Below are 16,551 nucleotides of genomic sequence, written 5' to 3'. Positions count from 1 at the left end.
CCGGGCTCAGGAAGATGTGACTAGTGCAGGATCTGGCTGAGGAACAGCTTGGTCCGCTCGTGCTGCGGATTGGAGAAGAACTGTTCGGGCTCGTTCTGCTCGATGATCTGCCCCTGGTCCATGAAGATGACGCGATTGGCCACCTGCCGGGCAAAGCCCATTTCGTGTGTCACGCAGATCATGGTCATCCCGTCCTCGGCGAGCGAGATCATCACTTCGAGCACTTCCTTGACCATTTCCGGGTCAAGCGCCGACGTCGGCTCGTCGAACAACATGATCTCCGGGTTCATGCAGAGCGAGCGGGCGATCGCCACACGCTGCTGCTGGCCACCCGAGAGCTGGCCCGGGAACTTCTGGGCCTGCTCCGGAATCTTCACGCGCTCCAGATATTTCATGGCAGTTGCCTCGGCTTCCGCCTTGGGAATGCCGCGGACCCAGATCGGCGCCAGCGTCAGGTTCTGCATGATCGTCAGGTGCGGAAAGAGGTTGAAGTGCTGGAACACCATGCCCACTTCACGCCGCACCTCGTCGACCCGCTTGAGATCGGACGTCAGTTCGATGCCGTTGACGATGATCTGGCCCTGCTGGTGCTCTTCCAGGCGGTTGATGCAGCGGATCAGCGTTGACTTGCCCGAGCCCGAGGGCCCGGCAATGACGATACGCTCGCCCCGCATCACCTTCAGGTCGATGTCGCGCAGCACGTGGAACTCGCCGAACCACTTGTTCATGCCGATGATTTCGATCGCGACTTCGGTCTGGCTGACCGTCATCTTCTGGCGGTCGATATTGCGGTCGGCCGCAGATGAGGAAACGTCTGTCATAACTACCTCTTGTGCCCGGTGTTGAGCCGGTTTTCCCAGAAACGGGCATAGCGTGAGATGGAAAAGCACATCACCCAGAAGACGAAGGCTGCGAAGATGTAGCCCGTGACCGACTGCGTCGGGGACGACCACTCGATCGCGTCGTTCTTGGTCTTGACCGCCTCGAGCAGGTCTTTCATGCCCACGATGTAGACCAGCGAGGTGTCCTTGAGCAGTGCGATGAAGTTGCCCACGATCCCCGGGATCACGTGCTTGAGGGCCTGCGGCAGGATGATGAACGCCGTCCGCTTCCAGTAGCCGAGCCCAAGCGCCTGCCCGGCCTCGTACTGGCCGCGCCCGATAGCCTGCATGCCGCCGCGCACGACTTCCGCCATATAGGCCGACGAGAACAGCGTCACGCCGACCAGCGCCCGCACCAGCTTGTCCACCGTCATGCCCTGCGGCATGAACAGCGGCAGCATGATCGAGGCCATGAACAGCACCGTGATCAGCGGCACTGCGCGCACCAGTTCGATGAAGGCGATGCAGAGCGTCTTGATGATCGGCAATTGCGATTGCCGCCCGAGTGCCAGCAGGATGCCCAGCGGCAGTGACACCGAGATGCCGACCACCGAGATGATCAGTGTCACGAGCAGGCCGCCCCACTGTTCGGTCGGCACATACGGCAGATCGAACACGCCACCGCTCAGCAGCACCACGGCCGCAATCGGGAACACCACGAAGAACAGGATGGCGTTGAGGACCTTGTACGGCACCTTCGGGATCAGCAGCGGCGCCCCGAGCACGGCCAGCAGCGCGAACACCAGGTTCGGCCGCCAGTACTCCGCCATCGGATAGAAACCGTAGATGAAGAACTCGATTTCACTGGCGATATAGGCCCAGCACGCGCCGACATTTTCGACGCGGCACATTTCCACTGTCCCGCCCGGCGGCACGGCACTGCCGATCAGGAAGCCGTAGAGCGGCGGAATGACCCAGAGCAGGAACAGCACTGCCAGCACCGTCAGCACTGAATCCGACACCGTCGCAAACAGGTTCTTGTGCATCCAGGCGATGGCACCGCTCTGTCGCCCGGGGGCCGGTTTGGCCTCCGACATCTCGGAGCGCACGAAAGCAAAGTCTGTCATGGCGCGCTCCTACCGTTCGACCAGCGCCACACGGGCGTTATACCAGTTCATGATCGCCGAAGTTCCCAGCGACAGCACGAGATAGACCAGCATGGTCAGCGCAATGACTTCGATCGCGCGGCCCGTCTGGTTCAGCGTCGTCCCGGTGAACACGTTCACCAGTTCCGGGTAGCCGATAGCCGCGCCCAGCGAGGAATTCTTGGTCAAGTTGAGATACTGGCTGGTCAGCGGCGGAATGATCACCCGCATGGCCTGCGGCACCACCACCAGACGCAGGCGGTCGCCATCCTTGAGCCCCAGCGCGGCGGCGGCTTCGGTCTGGCCATGACTGACCGACTGGATACCACCGCGCACCGTCTCGGCAATGAACGAGGCCGTATAGATCGAGAGGCCGAATGCCAGCGCTACCAGTTCGGGTGGCAGCTCGATGCCGCCCTTGAAGTTGAAGCGGTTCAGTTCGGGTGGCTCGAACGAGATGCTCGCGCCGCTCAGCAGCCAGACCAGCGCCACCAGCACGATCAGCCCGAAAAGGCCGGTGATGAACGCGGGGAAGCGCTTGCCGGTACTTTCGAGGCGGAGCCTCGCCCAGCGGCCGAGCAGATACCAGCCGACAAAGCCGACCAGCAGCGCCACCCAGACAAAGGCAAACTGGTCATCCACCAGCGGCTTGGGAACGAACAGCCCGCGCTGATTGATGAAGATATCGAACGGCAGTTCGAAGGAATCCCGGACCGCCGGCATCGCCTTGAGCACCGCGAAGTACCAGAAGAACAGTTGCAGCAGCAGCGGGATGTTGCGGATCGTCTCGACGTAGACGGTCGCCAGCCGCGACACCAGATAGTTCGAAGACAGGCGCGCAATGCCGATCGTGAACCCGAGAATGGTCGCAAAGAAGATGCCGACAATCGCCACGAGGATCGTATTGGTCAGGCCGACGAGGAAGGCCTGCCAGTAGAACGACGTCCGGTCGAAAGGGAACAGCGAGAAGCTGATGTTGAAACCGGCCGTCTTCCACAGGAAGTCGAACCCGGTTGTCTTGTTCTGTGCGGCGAGGTTGACCGCCGTATTGTTCACGATCCAGGCGAGAAAGCCGACGACCAGCGCGCCGACAAGTACTTGATAGAAGATCCCGCGAATGACCGGATCGTTGAGAAAGTTAGTCCGCGGCGGTGTATCACGCCCGCCTTCAATAGCTGCCATGCTCGCTCAGTCCTCTGCCCAAGAGACCGAATTTAGGATCGGGACCGCTGCAGGCTGTCTCGATATTCGGACGAGGTGGCCCGGCATCAACGTGACACCGGGCCAGAGTCGTTCTTAGCGGATCGGCGGGGAGTACTGGATGCCGCCGTCGCGCCACAGGGCGTTCAGGCCGCGCTCGAGGCCAATGGCCGTTGCCGGACCGACGTGACGGTCATAGGACTCGCCGTAGTTACCGATGTGCTTGACGATCTGGTAAGCCCAGTCCTTGGTCAGGCCAAGCGGCGTACCGAAGTCGCCTTCAACGCCGAGCAGGCGCTTGATGGCCGGATTGTCCGAGCCGAGCATTTCGTCGACATTCGCCTGGCTCACGCCCAGTTCCTCGCTCTCGAGCAGTGCGAAATAGGTCCAGCGGGCAATGTTGAACCAGCCGCTGTCGCCCTGACGCACCACGGGGCCGAGCGGCTCCTTGGAGATGATTTCCGGCAGGATGATGTGATCGGCCGGGTTGGCGAACTTGGAACGCTCGGCAGCAAGAGCCGACGAGTTAGTGGTGTAGACGTCGCAACGGCCATCTTCGTAGGCCTTCACGACTTCGTCCTGGTCGACAAACACGACGGTGTTGAATTCCATCTTGTTGGCCGCGAAGTAGTCGGCTGCGTTGAGCTCGGTCGTGGTGCCGGACTCGATGCAGATGGCCGCGCCGCTCAGGTCGAGCGCCGAGGCGATGCCGTCGGCCTTGCGGACCATGAAGCCCTGGCCGTCGTAGAACATGGTGCCGACAAAGCTGATGCCCAGCTGCGTATCGCGGCTCATCGTCCAGGTCGTGGTGCGCGACAGCACGTCGATTTCACCGGCCGAAAGCGCAGTGAAGCGTTCCTGCGAGGTCAGCGGGGTGTAACGGACATTGTCCGGATTGTTGAAGATCGCAGCTGCAAGAGCGCGGCAATAGTCAACTTCCAGGCCTGTCCAGTTGTTGCTCGAGTCCGGCGCGGAGAAGCCCGGCACACCGCCGGTCACGCCACACTGGATGTAGCCCTTGGCCTTTACGGCATCGAGGGTTGCCGACGTCGCTGTCTGAGCCTGTACAGCCGTGGCTGTAACGCCCAGCCCTGCAGCCAGCGCGATCGAGAGGAGAACCTTTGACATTTAGCCTGCCTTTTTTGTTTCTGAACCTATGAACGGACAGCAATTGAATAATGTTCAACTGCCCCGGAGGCACCTCCGCCTTGGACGGCGAGAGTGATGCTGGTATGCATCGAAGCGGCTTACGACGCTAACGTCAAGCACTATGGCTGGATTAGGGCAGCGATTGTGACCAAGTTTTGGTCAGATTTGCAGCATGGACATATTATGGGCAGGGGTTGACGCATGACTGAATTGAACAAGAACGGCACCTCCAAGCCGTCGCTGGAGACCCTTCTGACCCACGCCGGTCGCCACCCTGAACAGCAGTTTGGCTTCGTCAACACGCCGGTCTACCGCGGCTCCACGATCCTCTTCCCAACCCTCGACGCCCTCGAGGATTACTCCGCCCCGCGCTACGACTACGGCCGCACCGGCAACCCCTCGGACAGTTCCGTTGCCGACCTCGTGACCGCGCTCGAATCTGCAGCCGGAACAGTGCTTTGCCCCTCAGGCCTGGCGGCCATCTCGACCGCCTTGATGTCCGTGGTCGAGGCCGGTGACGACATCTTGATCACCGACAGCGCCTACCAGCCGACACGCCGCTTTTCGAACAGCGTCCTGTCGCGGCTCGGCGTGACGCCGCGCTACTACGACCCGCGCATCGGGGCCGGCATTGAAGCACTGATCACCGAAAAGACCCGGGCCATCTTTGTCGAAAGCCCCGGCTCGCTGACGTTCGAGATTTAGGACTTGCGCGCCATTGTCGCGGCGGCCAGAAAAACCGGCGCCTATGTAATTGTGGATAACTCCTGGGCCACGCCGCTCAACCACCGTCCACTCGATCTGGGAGCCGATCTGGTATGCCATGCCGGCACCAAGATGTTCGTGGGGCACTCCGACGCCATGTTCGGGACCGTGTCGGCCAACGAGCGCAGCTGGAAGAAGCTGCGCGAAACCCAGCTCGCTTTGGGAATTTGCGCCTCGCCCGATGACATCTATCTCGCCGCCCGTGGCCTCCGCACACTCGCGGTACGGATGAAGGAACATGGCGCGCACGCTCTGGTTCTCGCCACCTGGCTGCAGGCTCAGCCGGGCGTTCTCGAGGTTTTCCACCCTGCCCTCCCCACCCATCCCGATCACGCGCTGTTCCAGCGCGACTTCACCGGCTCGGGCAGCGTCTTCTCGTTCACCCTGCAATCCCGCCCGCGCGAAAAGCTCGCGGCCATGGTCGACGGCATGAACCTGTTCGGCATGGGCTGGTCTTGGGGCGGCTACGAAAGCCTGCTGCTCCCCATCCACCCGGAAAAGGCGCGCACCGCGGTCGAATGGACCATTGAAGGCACCATGTTGCGCATGCATGTGGGCCTTGAAGGGCTCGAGGATCTACGGGCCGATCTGGCGGCCGGTCTGGCCCGCTATTTCGCCTGACCCCGACGGCGCGACCGCATCAGCCGCAGCACACCGGAGAGGCGACGCATCGTGATGGTCCCGTCCGGGCGGGAGGCGAACACCCAGCGGCGCGAGGCAAAGAACCCGCGCACCGCATAGGCCCCGAGCGTCCCGACGATGATTCCCGCCAGCACATCGGTGGGGTAATGCGCGCCCACGGCAACGCGCGACAGGGCGACTACCATCGCCGCCAGCAAAAGCCAGGGAAACCATCTCGGGCTCATGAACCCGACCACGAAGGCGAAGGCGAATGCCGTCGTCGTGTGCCCGGAGGGAAAGCTCTGCGCGGTGTAGTCGTTGATAAAATTGGTGAAATGCAGCGGCCCCACCTCGTCGAACAGCTCCGGCCGCCCCCTGCCGATTCCCCGCTTGATGAGGTTGGACAGCAGTCCGGGCAGCCCCACGCCGACGAATATGAACGCATAAACACCGGTCATCTGCCGCAGCGCCAGTCCAGGCGCCCGCTTCCGGATCAGCAGCGCCAGCCCGCCGCATAGCAGGGTGAAAATCAGCGCCGGATAGAGAATCCAGTCCGACTTCCCATAGTCGGTGACTGCCTGAAGGAAAGCGATGACCGGCTCCGGCCAGCCCCGGATAAACGCCGATATTGCGGGGTCGAACCACACCACCACACCCAGCACCAGCACGAAGGCAATCGCAAATTGCCACCAGGTGGCGCGATTGAGCCCCCAGGGCCAGGGTTTGGACAGATCGAACATGATCCTTAACTCACCGCTTTCCGCAACCGCGTCAACTCACGCAATTTGCCGCGCTTTCGCTTGCCCTTTGCCGCGCGACTGGGTAACGGAATGGATCATGTTCGGGGTATAGCTCAGCCTGGTAGAGCACCGGTTTTGGGAACCGGGGGTCGAGTGTTCGAATCACTCTGCCCCGACCATTTTGGATAAAGACGAGGATCTCTCGGTCATGACCGCACGTATCTTCCGCCCGGCACCCAATGCCATGCAGTCCGGCCGCGGCAATTCCCGCCTTTGGGTTCTCGTTCATGAGCCGGCAACGGCCAAGCAGATCGAGCCGCTGATGGGCTACACCTCCTCCACCGATACCCGGCAGCAGGTCCGCCTCACCTTCGATACGCTCGAAGAGGCCGAGGCCTACGCCCAGCGCAACGGTCTCGCCTACTCGGTCCAGCCCGAGCACATCCCTACGCCCAAGCGCTCCAGCTACACCGACAATTTCCGCTCCGACCGCAAGTCACCCTGGACGCACTGACGGAAATGAAAAAGGGCGCCATCGGCGCCCTTCGTGTTTTCGCACTGCGGTAGGCCTTAGACTTCGCTGAACCTGGTCCACTTGCCATCGTTCTGGCTCGACTTCACCGACGCCATGATGAACTCCATGCCCTCAACGCCATCGGCCATCGTCGGCAGCAGGTCCGCATAGTCCTGGCCATCGCCGCGAATGATCGCCGCGAACTGGCTGTAGAGCGTGGCAAAGGCTTCGAGATAGCCCTCAGGGTGGCCGCCCGGAATGCGCACGTTCATCGAGGCAGCCGGCGGCGCCGAAATCGCCCCGCCCCGCGTCAGCAACTGCTTGGGCTTCCCGAACTCGGTGAACCACATGTAGTTCGGATTGTCCTGCCGCCACTCGAGGCCGGCCTTTTCGCCATAGACGCGCAGTTGCAGGCCGTTCTCGTTGCCCACCGCCACCTGGCTGGCCCACAGCATGCCACGCGCACCACCCGCAAAACGCAGCAGGATATGCACATTGTCGTCGAGCTCGCGGCCCTCGACGAAGCTCTGCAGGTCGGCACTCACCGCTTCGGTCTGCAACCCTGTGACATAGCGCGCCAGATTGTAGGCATGTGTGCCGATATCGCCAATGGCCCCGCCGGCGCCGGAACGCTTCGGATCGGTGCGCCACGATGCCTGCTTGTTACCGGGATCGGCCGCCTCGGTCAGCCAGTCCTGCGGATATTCAACCTGCACCACGCGGATCTTGCCGAGCGCGCCTGACTTGATCAGGTCGCGCGCCTGCCGCACCAGCGGGTAGCCGGTATAGTTGTGGGTCAGCAAAAACTTGGCGCCATTCTTCGGCTTGATCGCCGCCAGCGCCCGCGCATCCTCGATCGTCGAGGTCAGTGGCTTGTCGCAGATGACGTGAATGCCGGCCTCGAGAAAGGCCTTGGCCGGACCGAAGTGCACGTGGTTCGGTGTGACGATGGACACCGCCTGGATGCCATCCGGACGAGCGGCTTCCTTGGCCGCCATGTCCTCGTAGCTGGTGTAGATGCGATCTTCCGCCAGCCCGAGATTCTTGCCCGATTCCAGCGCCGTCTGCGGGTTCGAGCTCAGCGCCCCCGCCACGAGGTCATAGTCGCCGTCAATCCGCGCCGCCACCCGGTGCACGTAGCCGATAAAGGCGCCCGTACCACCACCCACCATGCCCAGCCGAATGCGGGGCGATCCGTTCTCTGCCATTTTGTCCCCCTTAGCTCAGGCCGAGCATCTTGCGATTGGCGGCCGTATCGGTGCCCGATGCCGCAAAATCGTCGAACGCCTTCTCGGTGACTTCGATGATGTGGCTGGCAATGAACGGTGCCCCTTCGGCCGCGCCCTGCTCCGCCGACTTGATGGCGCATTCCCACTCCAGCACCGCCCAGCCATCGAAGCCGTACTGGCTCAGCTTGGAGAAGATGCCGGCGAAATCCACCTGCCCGTCGCCCAGCGACCGGAAGCGCCCGGCCCGGTTCACCCAGGACTGGAAGCCGCCATAGACGCCCTGCTTGCCGGACGGATTGAACTCGGCGTCCTTGACGTGGAACATCCGGATCCGCTCGTGGTAGAAATCGATGTACTGCAGGTAATCCAGCTGCTGCAGCACGAAATGGCTCGGATCGTACAGCAGGTTGGCGCGCGGATGGTTCTTCACCCGCTCGAGGAACATCTCGTAGGTGACGCCATCGTGTAGGTCCTCGCCCGGGTGGATTTCGTAGCAGACATCCACGCCGTTCGTGTCGAACTCGTTGAGGATCGGCAGCCAGCGGCGCGCCAGTTCGTCGAAGGCTTCCTCGACCAGCCCTGCCGGGCGCTGCGGCCACGGATAGAGATAGGGCCAGGCCAGCGCGCCCGAAAACGTCGCATGGGCCGTCAGGCCGAGATTCTTGGAGGCCTGCGCCGCCCACTTGAGCTGCTGCACAGCCCACTCGGTCCGCGCCTTCGGGTTGCCGCGCACTTCGGGCGCCGCAAAGCCGTCAAAGGCGTGGTCATAGGCAGGATGCACGGCAACCAGCTGGCCCTGCAGGTGGGTCGACAGCTCGGTGATGTCCACACCCGCTGCCTGAACGCGTCCCTTCAGCTCGTCCGCATAGGTCTTGGACGTCGCCGCCTTTTCCAGGTCGATGAAGCTCGACACCCAGGTCGGGATCTGCACGCCCTTGTAGCCAAGGTCGGCGGCCCACTTGCAGATATTGTCCAGTGTATCGAACGGCGCCGCATCGCCGGCGAACTGCGCCAGGAAAATGGCTGGGCCCTTGATTGTCTTCATGGAAACGATCCTCCTCGCATGACGCTTGTCGGCTTTGCGCCGGTTCGAATGTGTACGTACCTCACCCGCCGCAAGGCAGGGATTTGCATTGCGGCCAAGGCCGCTAACATGTCAGTGACAACCTTCACCGCGCCCTCCGAACTGTCAAGGCAGGGCAAGATGTTGGCCGGAAAGAAAAGGCCCTCGCGCGTGGCACGCCGAGGACCTCTCCATACGTCTTGCAGGCTCAGCGCAGCAGCGCCCGCGCCTCGTCCGGTCCGAGCGCCGCCGGACGCTCGCAGGTCGTCGACAGCGTGATCACCTGCCCGGTCTCGCCAGCCTTCAGGATCGACGTCATCACGTCGATCGCATGCAGCGCCACGTCGATGTCGCAACGCGCCTTCTTGCCGGTCTCGATGGAATCCATCATGTCGCTCAGGCCGGCATTGCGGTAGTTGGCTCGCGGATTGGGCTTGTCGAGATCCTGGTTGGCCTTGCCGAACGGGTGATCCCAGGGCGTCACGATCTCCTTGGTCCCGGCGCGGTCAGTGATGGTCACTTCGCCGTTGAAGAAGTTCGGATCGGGCACATAGACCGAGCCTTCCGTGCCGTAGAGCTCGATATTGTGGTGCCCGTGGCTCGACACGTCCCAGCTGGTGCCCAGCGTGATGATGGCGCCGTTCGCAAGTTCCAGCACGGCATGGATCGTGGTCGGCGTGCCGACCTTGATCATCGTTCCCTTGAACGGGCCTTCGGCCGTCACCTCGCGCTCGGCCCGCGCCATGCCGGTAAAGGCGGTCACCCGCTTGACCGGTCCGACGAGGCTGATCAGGTCGGTGATGTAGTACGGCCCGAGGTCGAGGATCGGTCCGCCGCCCACCTGGAAAAAGAAGTCCGGGTTCGGATGCCAGTGCTCCATGCCGCGGCTGAGCACGTGCATGGTGCCGGACGCAATCTTGCCGACCTTGCCCGAGTCGATGATGGCACGCGCCTGCTGGTGCGCGCCGCCCAGAAAGGTGTCCGGCGCCGAGCCGACCTTGAGCTTGCGCTCGTCGGCCTGCTTCTTGATTGCCTTGCCTTCCTCGACCGACAGCACGAACGGCTTTTCCGAATAGGCATGCTTGCCGGCCGACAGGATGTCCGTCGTCACCTGGTAGTGCGCCGCCGGCACCGTGAGGTTCACGACAACGTCGATTTCCGAGTTCTTCAGCAGTTCGTCCGGCGTCTGCGCCGGCACGTTGAACTCATCCGCCCGCTTCTGCGCCGCGGCCGGAACCACGTCGGCAACGCCGCGCACTTCCAGATTCTTGAACAGCGGTGCGAGACGCAGATAGGCAGCCGAAATATTGCCGGCGCCCATGATGCCGACGCCATAGGTCTTGGCCATGATTTATGCTCCGAGAGACTTGATGAACGCGATCGAACGCCTGGCGAACCGGTCGATATCGTTGGGATTGTCGTGTTCGGCGACGAAATAGCGCGCCTTGGTCTTGGTCTGGGCGATCTGCCACAAGCTCTTCCACGGCACGACGCCCTGCCCTGCATCCGCCCAGCCGTCCTCGTCGCTGTTCTCGCCGGCAGGGGCGATGTCCTTGACGTGGATGGCGACGATGCGGTCGCCGTTCTGTTCCAGCCACGGCGCCGGATCGGCACCGCCGCGGACGATCCAGGCGACGTCGGCCTCGACATTCACGGCCGGGGCCGCCTCGAGCAGGATGTCCATCGCGTAGCGGCCGTCATAGGTCGCGAACTCGAAGTCGTGGTTGTGGTAGCCAAAGGTCAGCCCGGCATCCTGATAGGGCTTGCCGATCGTCTGCAGCTTCTCGCCGAACGCCTTCCAGCCATCCGCCGATGTCGGTCGCTGATCGGGCGCCAGCCACGGGCAGACGATCACCTTGATCCCCAGCGTCTCGGCGAGCTTGAGCGACTTTGCGCTGTCGGCCAGATCGTCGAGGCCCACATGGGCCGTCGGCATGGTCAGGCCATTCTGGTCGAGCATCGCCTTGAGCGCAGCCGGATCGGTGTAGAGGCTGCCATAGCCTTCGACATGGCTGTAGCCGAGGGCCGCAACCTTCTTGAGCACGTCCGCCAGCGGATAGTTCCGCGCGGAAAACAGCTGAAATCCGATATCCATTTTCGTTTCCTCTTACTTCCAGGCGCTGACAGCGGCGAACGAGCGTTCGGCAAACCGCTTGTCGTCAGACGGATTGTCGTGCTCCATCACCCAGTAGCGCGCATTGGTGTGCGACTTGATCGCCGCCTGCAGGGCCGGCCAGTCGATGGTGCCGTGGCCGACATCGGCCCAGCCATCCTCGTCGGCATTCTGCCCGGCCGGTGCGATGTCCTTGACGTGCACGGCATTGATCCGCGCCCCGTATTTCTTCAGCCACTCGATCGGGTCGTGGCCGCCACGCACCACCCAGGCGACATCCATTTCCCAGTCGTTGTTGGGCGCGGTCGCCAGCAGGATGTCCATCGGCAGCTTGCCGTTCTCGGTCGCCTTGAACTCGAAATCGTGGTTGTGCCAGCCGAAGCCGAAGCCGTTCTTGCGGAAGGTCTCGCCCAGCTCGGCCAGGGTCTCGCCCAGCTCCACCCACTTGGCTTCACCCTGCGACCGCTCTTCCTTGGGGATGGCGGGGCAGTACAGCACCTTCATGCCCAGCGTCTCCGCCGTCTTGAGCGCGGTCGACGTATCCTTGAGCTGTGCCAGGCCGAAATGGCCGGTCGGCATGCTGAGCCCGTGTTTCTTCAGGCTGGCGGCAAGCCCGGCGGCATCCTCGTACAGTCCGCCAAATCCCTCGACCTGCTTGTAGCCAATCCTGGCAACGCGCCCGAGCGCTTCATCGATGGGCGGGAAATTGCGCGAGCTGTAGAGCTGATATGAGAAATCCATGGATTGCCTCTTAAGTTGAAAGTGACCCGCCCGGGCTGAGGGCCGGGGCGGGTCGAAAGCTGACATGATGCGACGCTCGCACGCGTCTCAACCAGTGATCCACGCGCGGGGTAAGGTGAGCCCCTCACACCGATCAGAGACGATCGCCGCTCTTGCTGTCGAACACCGAGCCACGCGCCGGATCAAAGCCGATCGTCACCTTCTGGCCCGGAGCCAGCGCGACTTCCGAAGCCGCACGGAAGGTGATCGACTGCCCGCCCAGCTTGGTCCAGGCGATCGTGTCGGCGCCCATCGGCTCGACGATCTCGATCTCGCTCTCGAACTGGAACGGCATCTTGCGGGCATCCTCGCCCACCGCGATATGCTCCGGCCGGATGCCCAGCACTACGTCGGTCTTGCCGCTCGCCGCCTTGGCGAACTGGTAGCCGCCCAGCGGAATCGAGGTGTTCTCGGTGGCAAAGGCCGTGCCGTCCAGCGAGCCGCTGAGGAAGTTCATCGACGGCGATCCGATGAAACCGGCAACGAACAGGTTGACCGGCTTGTTGTAGATCGTGTGCGGATCAGCCAGCTGCTGGATCACGCCGTTCTTCATGATGGCGATCCGGTCGGCCAGCGTCATCGCCTCGATCTGGTCGTGCGTCACGTAGATCATGGTGTTCTTGAGCCGCGCATGCAGCCGCTTGATCTCGACGCGCAGATCCGAGCGGAGCTTGGCGTCGAGGTTCGACAGCGGCTCGTCGAAGAGGAAGACATCGACGTCACGCACCAGGGCCCGGCCGATGGCAACGCGCTGGCGCTGGCCACCCGACAGTTCCACCGGTTTGCGCTCTAGCAGCGGTTCGATCTGCAGGATCTCGGCCGCCCGCTTCACGCGGCGATCGATTTCTTCCTTCTTCATTCGCGCCACGCGCAGGCCGAAGCTGAGGTTCCGCTCTACCGTCATCTGCGGGTAAAGCGCGTAGGACTGGAACACCATGCCGATGCCACGGTCCTTGGGCTCTTCCCAGGTGACATTTTTGCCACCGATGAAGATCTGCCCTTCCGACACATCCAGCAGGCCGGCGATGCAGTTGAGCAAGGTCGACTTGCCGCAGCCCGACGGCCCGAGCAACACGATGAACTCGCCCTGGGCGATGTCGAGATCGAGTGACTTGAGGACGTTCACATGCCCGAAGCTGAGACTCAGGTCCTTGATGGAAACACTGTGCTGCATCGCTGATTACCCCTTGACCGCACCGGCAGCGATGCCGCGTACGAACCACTTTCCTGAGATGAAATAGACCACGAGCGGCACCGCAGCCGTGAGAATGGTCGCTGCCATGTTCACGTTGTATTCGCGGATACCCGTCGTCGTGGTGACGATATTGTTGAGCTGGACTGTCATCGGCATGTTTTCGCGCCCGGCGAACACCGTGCCGAAGAGGAAGTCGTTCCAGATGCCCGTCGTCTGCAAGATGATCGCCACCACGGTGATCGGCACCGACATCGGCAACATGATGCGGAAGAAGATCCCCCAGAATCCCGCGCCATCGACACGTGCCGCCTTGAACAGTTCGGCCGGCAGCGAGGCGAAGAAGTTGCGATAGAGCAGCGTCAGGATCGGCATGCCGAAGATGGTATGGACGATCACGATGCCCGGCAGCGTGGCGAACAGGCCGACCTTGGAAAGGCCGATGATCAGCGGATAGATCACCACCTGGTACGGCACGAAGGCACCGAAGATCAGCACGCCGAACAGCAGTTCCGATCCCTTGTAGCGCCAGAAGCTGAGAGCGTAGCCGTTGATCATGGCGATCACGATCGATACCGGCACCGACAGGGCCGTGATCTTGACCGAGTTCCAGAACCCGGGCTTGAGGCCGTTGCAGTCGCGTCCGGTACAGGCCGTATCCCAGGCCTTGAGCCATGGCTCGAAGGTGATCTCGGACGGCCAGTTGAACAGATGGCCGAGGCGGATTTCCGGCATGCCCTTGAGCGAGGTGACAACCATCACCCACAGCGGCATCAGGAAGAACAGCGCCGCGAGCACCAGGAAGGCGTAGACGCCGATGCGCGAGATCGTGATCTTTGTGGGGCGCGGACCGCTGGGCCCGGTCGCCTGCGTGGCGCCCATGGCGCCTGAAGAAATGGCTTCGCTGCTCATGATGCCCGGGCCGCCTTGCGATTGGACCGCCACCGCAGGAAGTACTGCAGGGAGATCAGGACCATGACCGGAACCAGCATCATCGTGGCTGCAGCCATGCCCTGCCCCACGTTCACGCGGTCGGTAATGTGTTGAATGACGTAGATTGCCGGCATCTGCGTGGAGACGCCCGGCCCGCCCTGGGTCATGGCGATGACGATGTCGAACACGCGAACCACGCCGGTGGCCTGCAGCACGAACGAGGTCGCAATGGCGCCCCGCATCATCGGCAGGACGATGAACAGATAGGTTCTCCAGGCTGGAATGCCGTCGATCTTCGAGGCTTTCCAGATCTCGGAGTCCACGCCGCGCAGACCTGCCAGCATGATCGCCATGGTCACGCCGACGCCGTTCCAGATGCCGCCCAGAACCACGCCGTAAAGCGCCGTCTCCGACTTCACCAGCGGCGCGAATTCGAAGCCGGTCCAGCCCAGTTCGCGCACGGCGGACTGGATGCCCAGGTTGGGGTCGAACATCCATTGCCAGACGAGTCCGGTCACCACCAGCGACATGGCAAACGGGTAAAGGAAGATCGAACGGAACAGGTCTTCCTGCTTGATCCGCTGGTCCATGAACACTGCGAGGAGAAAACCGAACACCATGCCCAGGCCGATCGACAGAACGCCGTAAACGAAGACGTTCTGGACCGAAATGATCCAGCGGTCGGTGCGCCACAGGCGCTCGTACTGATCAAAGCCGATGAAATTGAAGTTCGGGAACAGCTTGGAGTTCGTGAACGACCAGATGATCGAAAAGATGATGCAGATCACAAACACGCCGACCGCCGTGGCGATCATCGGCGTCGTTCCGATCACGGATTGATAGTTGAAGCGTCTGCGCGTGCGCGGCTTGCTTCCAGCCACGTACTCGGCAGCGCTATCGCCGGATTGGGCGATCTGGGTCATGGCTCACTCCCCGCCTGATTGAACGGCCCGGCCCCGGAATGATTGCGCAACCGGTAACGCGGATAAAAACAACCGGGCGGCACCATTTCTGGCGCCACCCGGTCAGCATAGACCGATTAGTCGGCGTTCTGCAGGATTTCGACGTACTTGGAGACCGCGTCATCGACCGACATGGAGTCGTCGGCCCAGAACTGCGCTGCAAGGTCGTTCATCTGGCCGGTGGTGTCGTTCGACAGCCAGCGGCCGGCGTCCTGAGCCACATTGGCTTCATTGCCGATGATCTCGAGACCCTTCTTCATGCAGTCGTCGGCGAGCGACATGTCGACGTCGGCACGGACCGGCATCGAACCCTTGGCGTTGTTGAACAGCGCCTGGACCTGCGGGTTGATCATCATGGAAGCCATCTTCAGCTGAGCCGCTTCAACAGCCGGGTCCGACTGCTTGGGGAACAGGAAGATGTCGCCACCGGTGGTCACCGTCGGCTGCGATGTCGGCAGTGCAAGGCAGGCATAGTCCACGCCGGGCTTTTCGCCCGCCACACCGAACTCGCCACGAGCCCAGTCGCCCATGATCTGCAGGGCGGCCTGGTCGGTCACGACGAGATTGGTCGTGTCGTTCCAGTTGCGGTTCGCCGAACCTTCGTCGCTATACTGCTTGAACTCACGCCACTTGGTGAACACTGCCGGCATCTCTGCCTTGGCCAGCTCGATGTCCTTGTCCTTCATGATCTTCTCGCGCTTCTCAACGCCGAGCATGGAGGTCTGCAGCACGCCGAAGGCGCCCGAGATCTGCCACGACTCGCCGCCGATGGCGAACGGGATCACGCCGGCTTCCTGGAGCTTCGGAGCGGCAGCAAGGAACTCGTCAAAGCTGTTCGGCAGCGGCACGCCGGCCTTCTCGAAAGCCGGGACCGAGGCCCAGGCCCAGTTCCACGAGTGGATATTGACGGGCACGCACCACCAGTGACCATCGACCAGGCAAGCTGCCGAAATCGAGGCCGGGCGAATGATGCCTTCCCAGTTTTCCGACTTTGCGAGGTCGGTCAGGTCGAGCAGCATGCCGCCGGCGATCAGTTCTTCATACTGACGGCCGGGGTTGAACTGAGCGGCGCCCGGGGGATCACCACCGAGAATACGCTGCAGCGTTGCCGAGCGGGCGTTCTCGCCGCCGGCAATGGCGGTATCGACCCACTTGTCTTCGCCGAGCGCGTCGAACTCGCGGGCGAAAACGGAAACGGCGGCCTGTTCGCCACCGGACGTCCACCAGTGAATGACTTCAACGTCAGCAGCGCGAACGGCCGTGCTGCCAAGCAGGGCAGCGGTCATCAATGCCGCAACCGACACAAGTTTCTTCATATGTTAGT

The 16,551-nt window shown here is 62.5% G+C and carries 15 protein-coding genes, 1 tRNA gene and 1 pseudogene; 3 read left to right on the top strand and 14 right to left on the bottom strand.

Translation table 11 applies throughout. The features are described 5' to 3' along the window. Nucleotides 1-20: 20 nt before the first annotated feature. From AC0L4C_RS13850 to AC0L4C_RS13835, 4 genes are all read right to left on the bottom strand, one after another. Nucleotides 21-821 (bottom strand): amino acid ABC transporter ATP-binding protein, encoded by an 801-nt coding sequence (locus AC0L4C_RS13850; RefSeq protein WP_473400233.1) that lies wholly within the window; start codon nucleotides 819-821, stop codon nucleotides 21-23. A gap of 2 nt (nucleotides 822-823) precedes the next feature. Continuing rightward, complete coding sequence (locus AC0L4C_RS13845; RefSeq protein WP_473400232.1) at nucleotides 824-1,948, bottom strand: amino acid ABC transporter permease; 1,125 nt, start codon at nucleotides 1,946-1,948, stop codon at nucleotides 824-826. A 9-nt stretch (nucleotides 1,949-1,957) separates the two neighbouring features. After that, nucleotides 1,958-3,148 (bottom strand): amino acid ABC transporter permease, encoded by a 1,191-nt coding sequence (locus tag AC0L4C_RS13840; RefSeq protein WP_473400231.1) that lies wholly within the window; start codon nucleotides 3,146-3,148, stop codon nucleotides 1,958-1,960. A gap of 114 nt (nucleotides 3,149-3,262) precedes the next feature. Beyond that, on the bottom strand, nucleotides 3,263-4,294 hold the full coding sequence (locus AC0L4C_RS13835; RefSeq protein WP_473400230.1) for an amino acid ABC transporter substrate-binding protein: 1,032 nt from the start codon (nucleotides 4,292-4,294) through the stop codon (nucleotides 3,263-3,265). Between the two features lie 222 nt (nucleotides 4,295-4,516). Between AC0L4C_RS13835 and metC the strand changes: the two are divergent. After that, a pseudogene (metC, locus tag AC0L4C_RS13830) lies at nucleotides 4,517-5,701 on the top strand (cystathionine beta-lyase). Here the strand turns inward: metC and AC0L4C_RS13825 are convergent. Then, nucleotides 5,689-6,441, bottom strand: coding sequence for a phosphatase PAP2 family protein (locus AC0L4C_RS13825; RefSeq protein WP_473400229.1), 753 nt, complete (start codon nucleotides 6,439-6,441; stop codon nucleotides 5,689-5,691). The pseudogene metC and the gene AC0L4C_RS13825 overlap by 13 nt on opposite strands. Nucleotides 6,442-6,543: 102 nt before the next feature. Here AC0L4C_RS13825 and AC0L4C_RS13820 point away from each other — a divergent pair. Together AC0L4C_RS13820 and AC0L4C_RS13815 are read left to right on the top strand one after the other, a co-directional pair. Next, nucleotides 6,544-6,620: transfer RNA gene (locus AC0L4C_RS13820), tRNA-Pro, on the top strand. A gap of 29 nt (nucleotides 6,621-6,649) precedes the next feature. Continuing rightward, nucleotides 6,650-6,955 (top strand): ETC complex I subunit, encoded by a 306-nt coding sequence (locus AC0L4C_RS13815; RefSeq protein ID WP_473400228.1) that lies wholly within the window; start codon nucleotides 6,650-6,652, stop codon nucleotides 6,953-6,955. A 56-nt stretch (nucleotides 6,956-7,011) separates the two neighbouring features. On the opposite strand, the gene AC0L4C_RS13810 is transcribed toward AC0L4C_RS13815, so the two are convergent. From AC0L4C_RS13810 to AC0L4C_RS13770, 9 genes are all read right to left on the bottom strand, one after another. After that, nucleotides 7,012-8,163 (bottom strand): Gfo/Idh/MocA family protein, encoded by a 1,152-nt coding sequence (locus AC0L4C_RS13810; protein WP_473400227.1) that lies wholly within the window; start codon nucleotides 8,161-8,163, stop codon nucleotides 7,012-7,014. A gap of 10 nt (nucleotides 8,164-8,173) precedes the next feature. Beyond that, the gene (locus tag AC0L4C_RS13805) at nucleotides 8,174-9,229 is read right to left on the bottom strand and encodes a sugar phosphate isomerase/epimerase family protein (protein WP_473400226.1); all 1,056 of its coding nucleotides are present in this window, start codon (nucleotides 9,227-9,229) and stop codon (nucleotides 8,174-8,176) included. Nucleotides 9,230-9,455: 226 nt separating this feature from the next. Next, nucleotides 9,456-10,595 (bottom strand): Gfo/Idh/MocA family protein, encoded by a 1,140-nt coding sequence (locus AC0L4C_RS13800; RefSeq protein ID WP_473400225.1) that lies wholly within the window; start codon nucleotides 10,593-10,595, stop codon nucleotides 9,456-9,458. Nucleotides 10,596-10,598: 3 nt separating this feature from the next. Continuing rightward, on the bottom strand, nucleotides 10,599-11,342 hold the full coding sequence (locus AC0L4C_RS13795) for a sugar phosphate isomerase/epimerase family protein (RefSeq protein WP_473400223.1): 744 nt from the start codon (nucleotides 11,340-11,342) through the stop codon (nucleotides 10,599-10,601). A gap of 12 nt (nucleotides 11,343-11,354) precedes the next feature. Then, nucleotides 11,355-12,101 carry a sugar phosphate isomerase/epimerase family protein gene (locus AC0L4C_RS13790; protein ID WP_473400222.1) on the bottom strand — a complete coding sequence of 249 codons (747 nt, stop codon included), beginning with the start codon at nucleotides 12,099-12,101 and terminating at the stop codon, nucleotides 11,355-11,357. Between the two features lie 133 nt (nucleotides 12,102-12,234). Then, nucleotides 12,235-13,314, bottom strand: a complete 1,080-nt coding sequence (locus AC0L4C_RS13785) for an ABC transporter ATP-binding protein (protein WP_473400221.1) — start codon at nucleotides 13,312-13,314, stop codon at nucleotides 12,235-12,237. Nucleotides 13,315-13,320: 6 nt separating this feature from the next. Further along, entirely contained in the window at nucleotides 13,321-14,244 is a 924-nt protein-coding gene (locus tag AC0L4C_RS13780) for a carbohydrate ABC transporter permease (protein WP_473400220.1), read from the bottom strand. Beyond that, on the bottom strand, nucleotides 14,241-15,080 hold the full coding sequence (locus AC0L4C_RS13775) for a carbohydrate ABC transporter permease (protein WP_473403523.1): 840 nt from the start codon (nucleotides 15,078-15,080) through the stop codon (nucleotides 14,241-14,243). The genes AC0L4C_RS13780 and AC0L4C_RS13775 overlap by 4 nt, the downstream gene beginning before the upstream one ends. 224 nt (nucleotides 15,081-15,304) lie before the next feature. Beyond that, the gene (locus tag AC0L4C_RS13770; RefSeq protein ID WP_473400219.1) at nucleotides 15,305-16,543 is read right to left on the bottom strand and encodes an ABC transporter substrate-binding protein; all 1,239 of its coding nucleotides are present in this window, start codon (nucleotides 16,541-16,543) and stop codon (nucleotides 15,305-15,307) included. Nucleotides 16,544-16,551: the final 8 nt, after the last annotated feature.

It is taken from the genome of Devosia sp. J20-27 (genome assembly GCF_055808595.1).
Note: the sequence above shows the minus strand (reverse complement) of the source record. Positions and strands in the feature narration are given on the sequence as shown.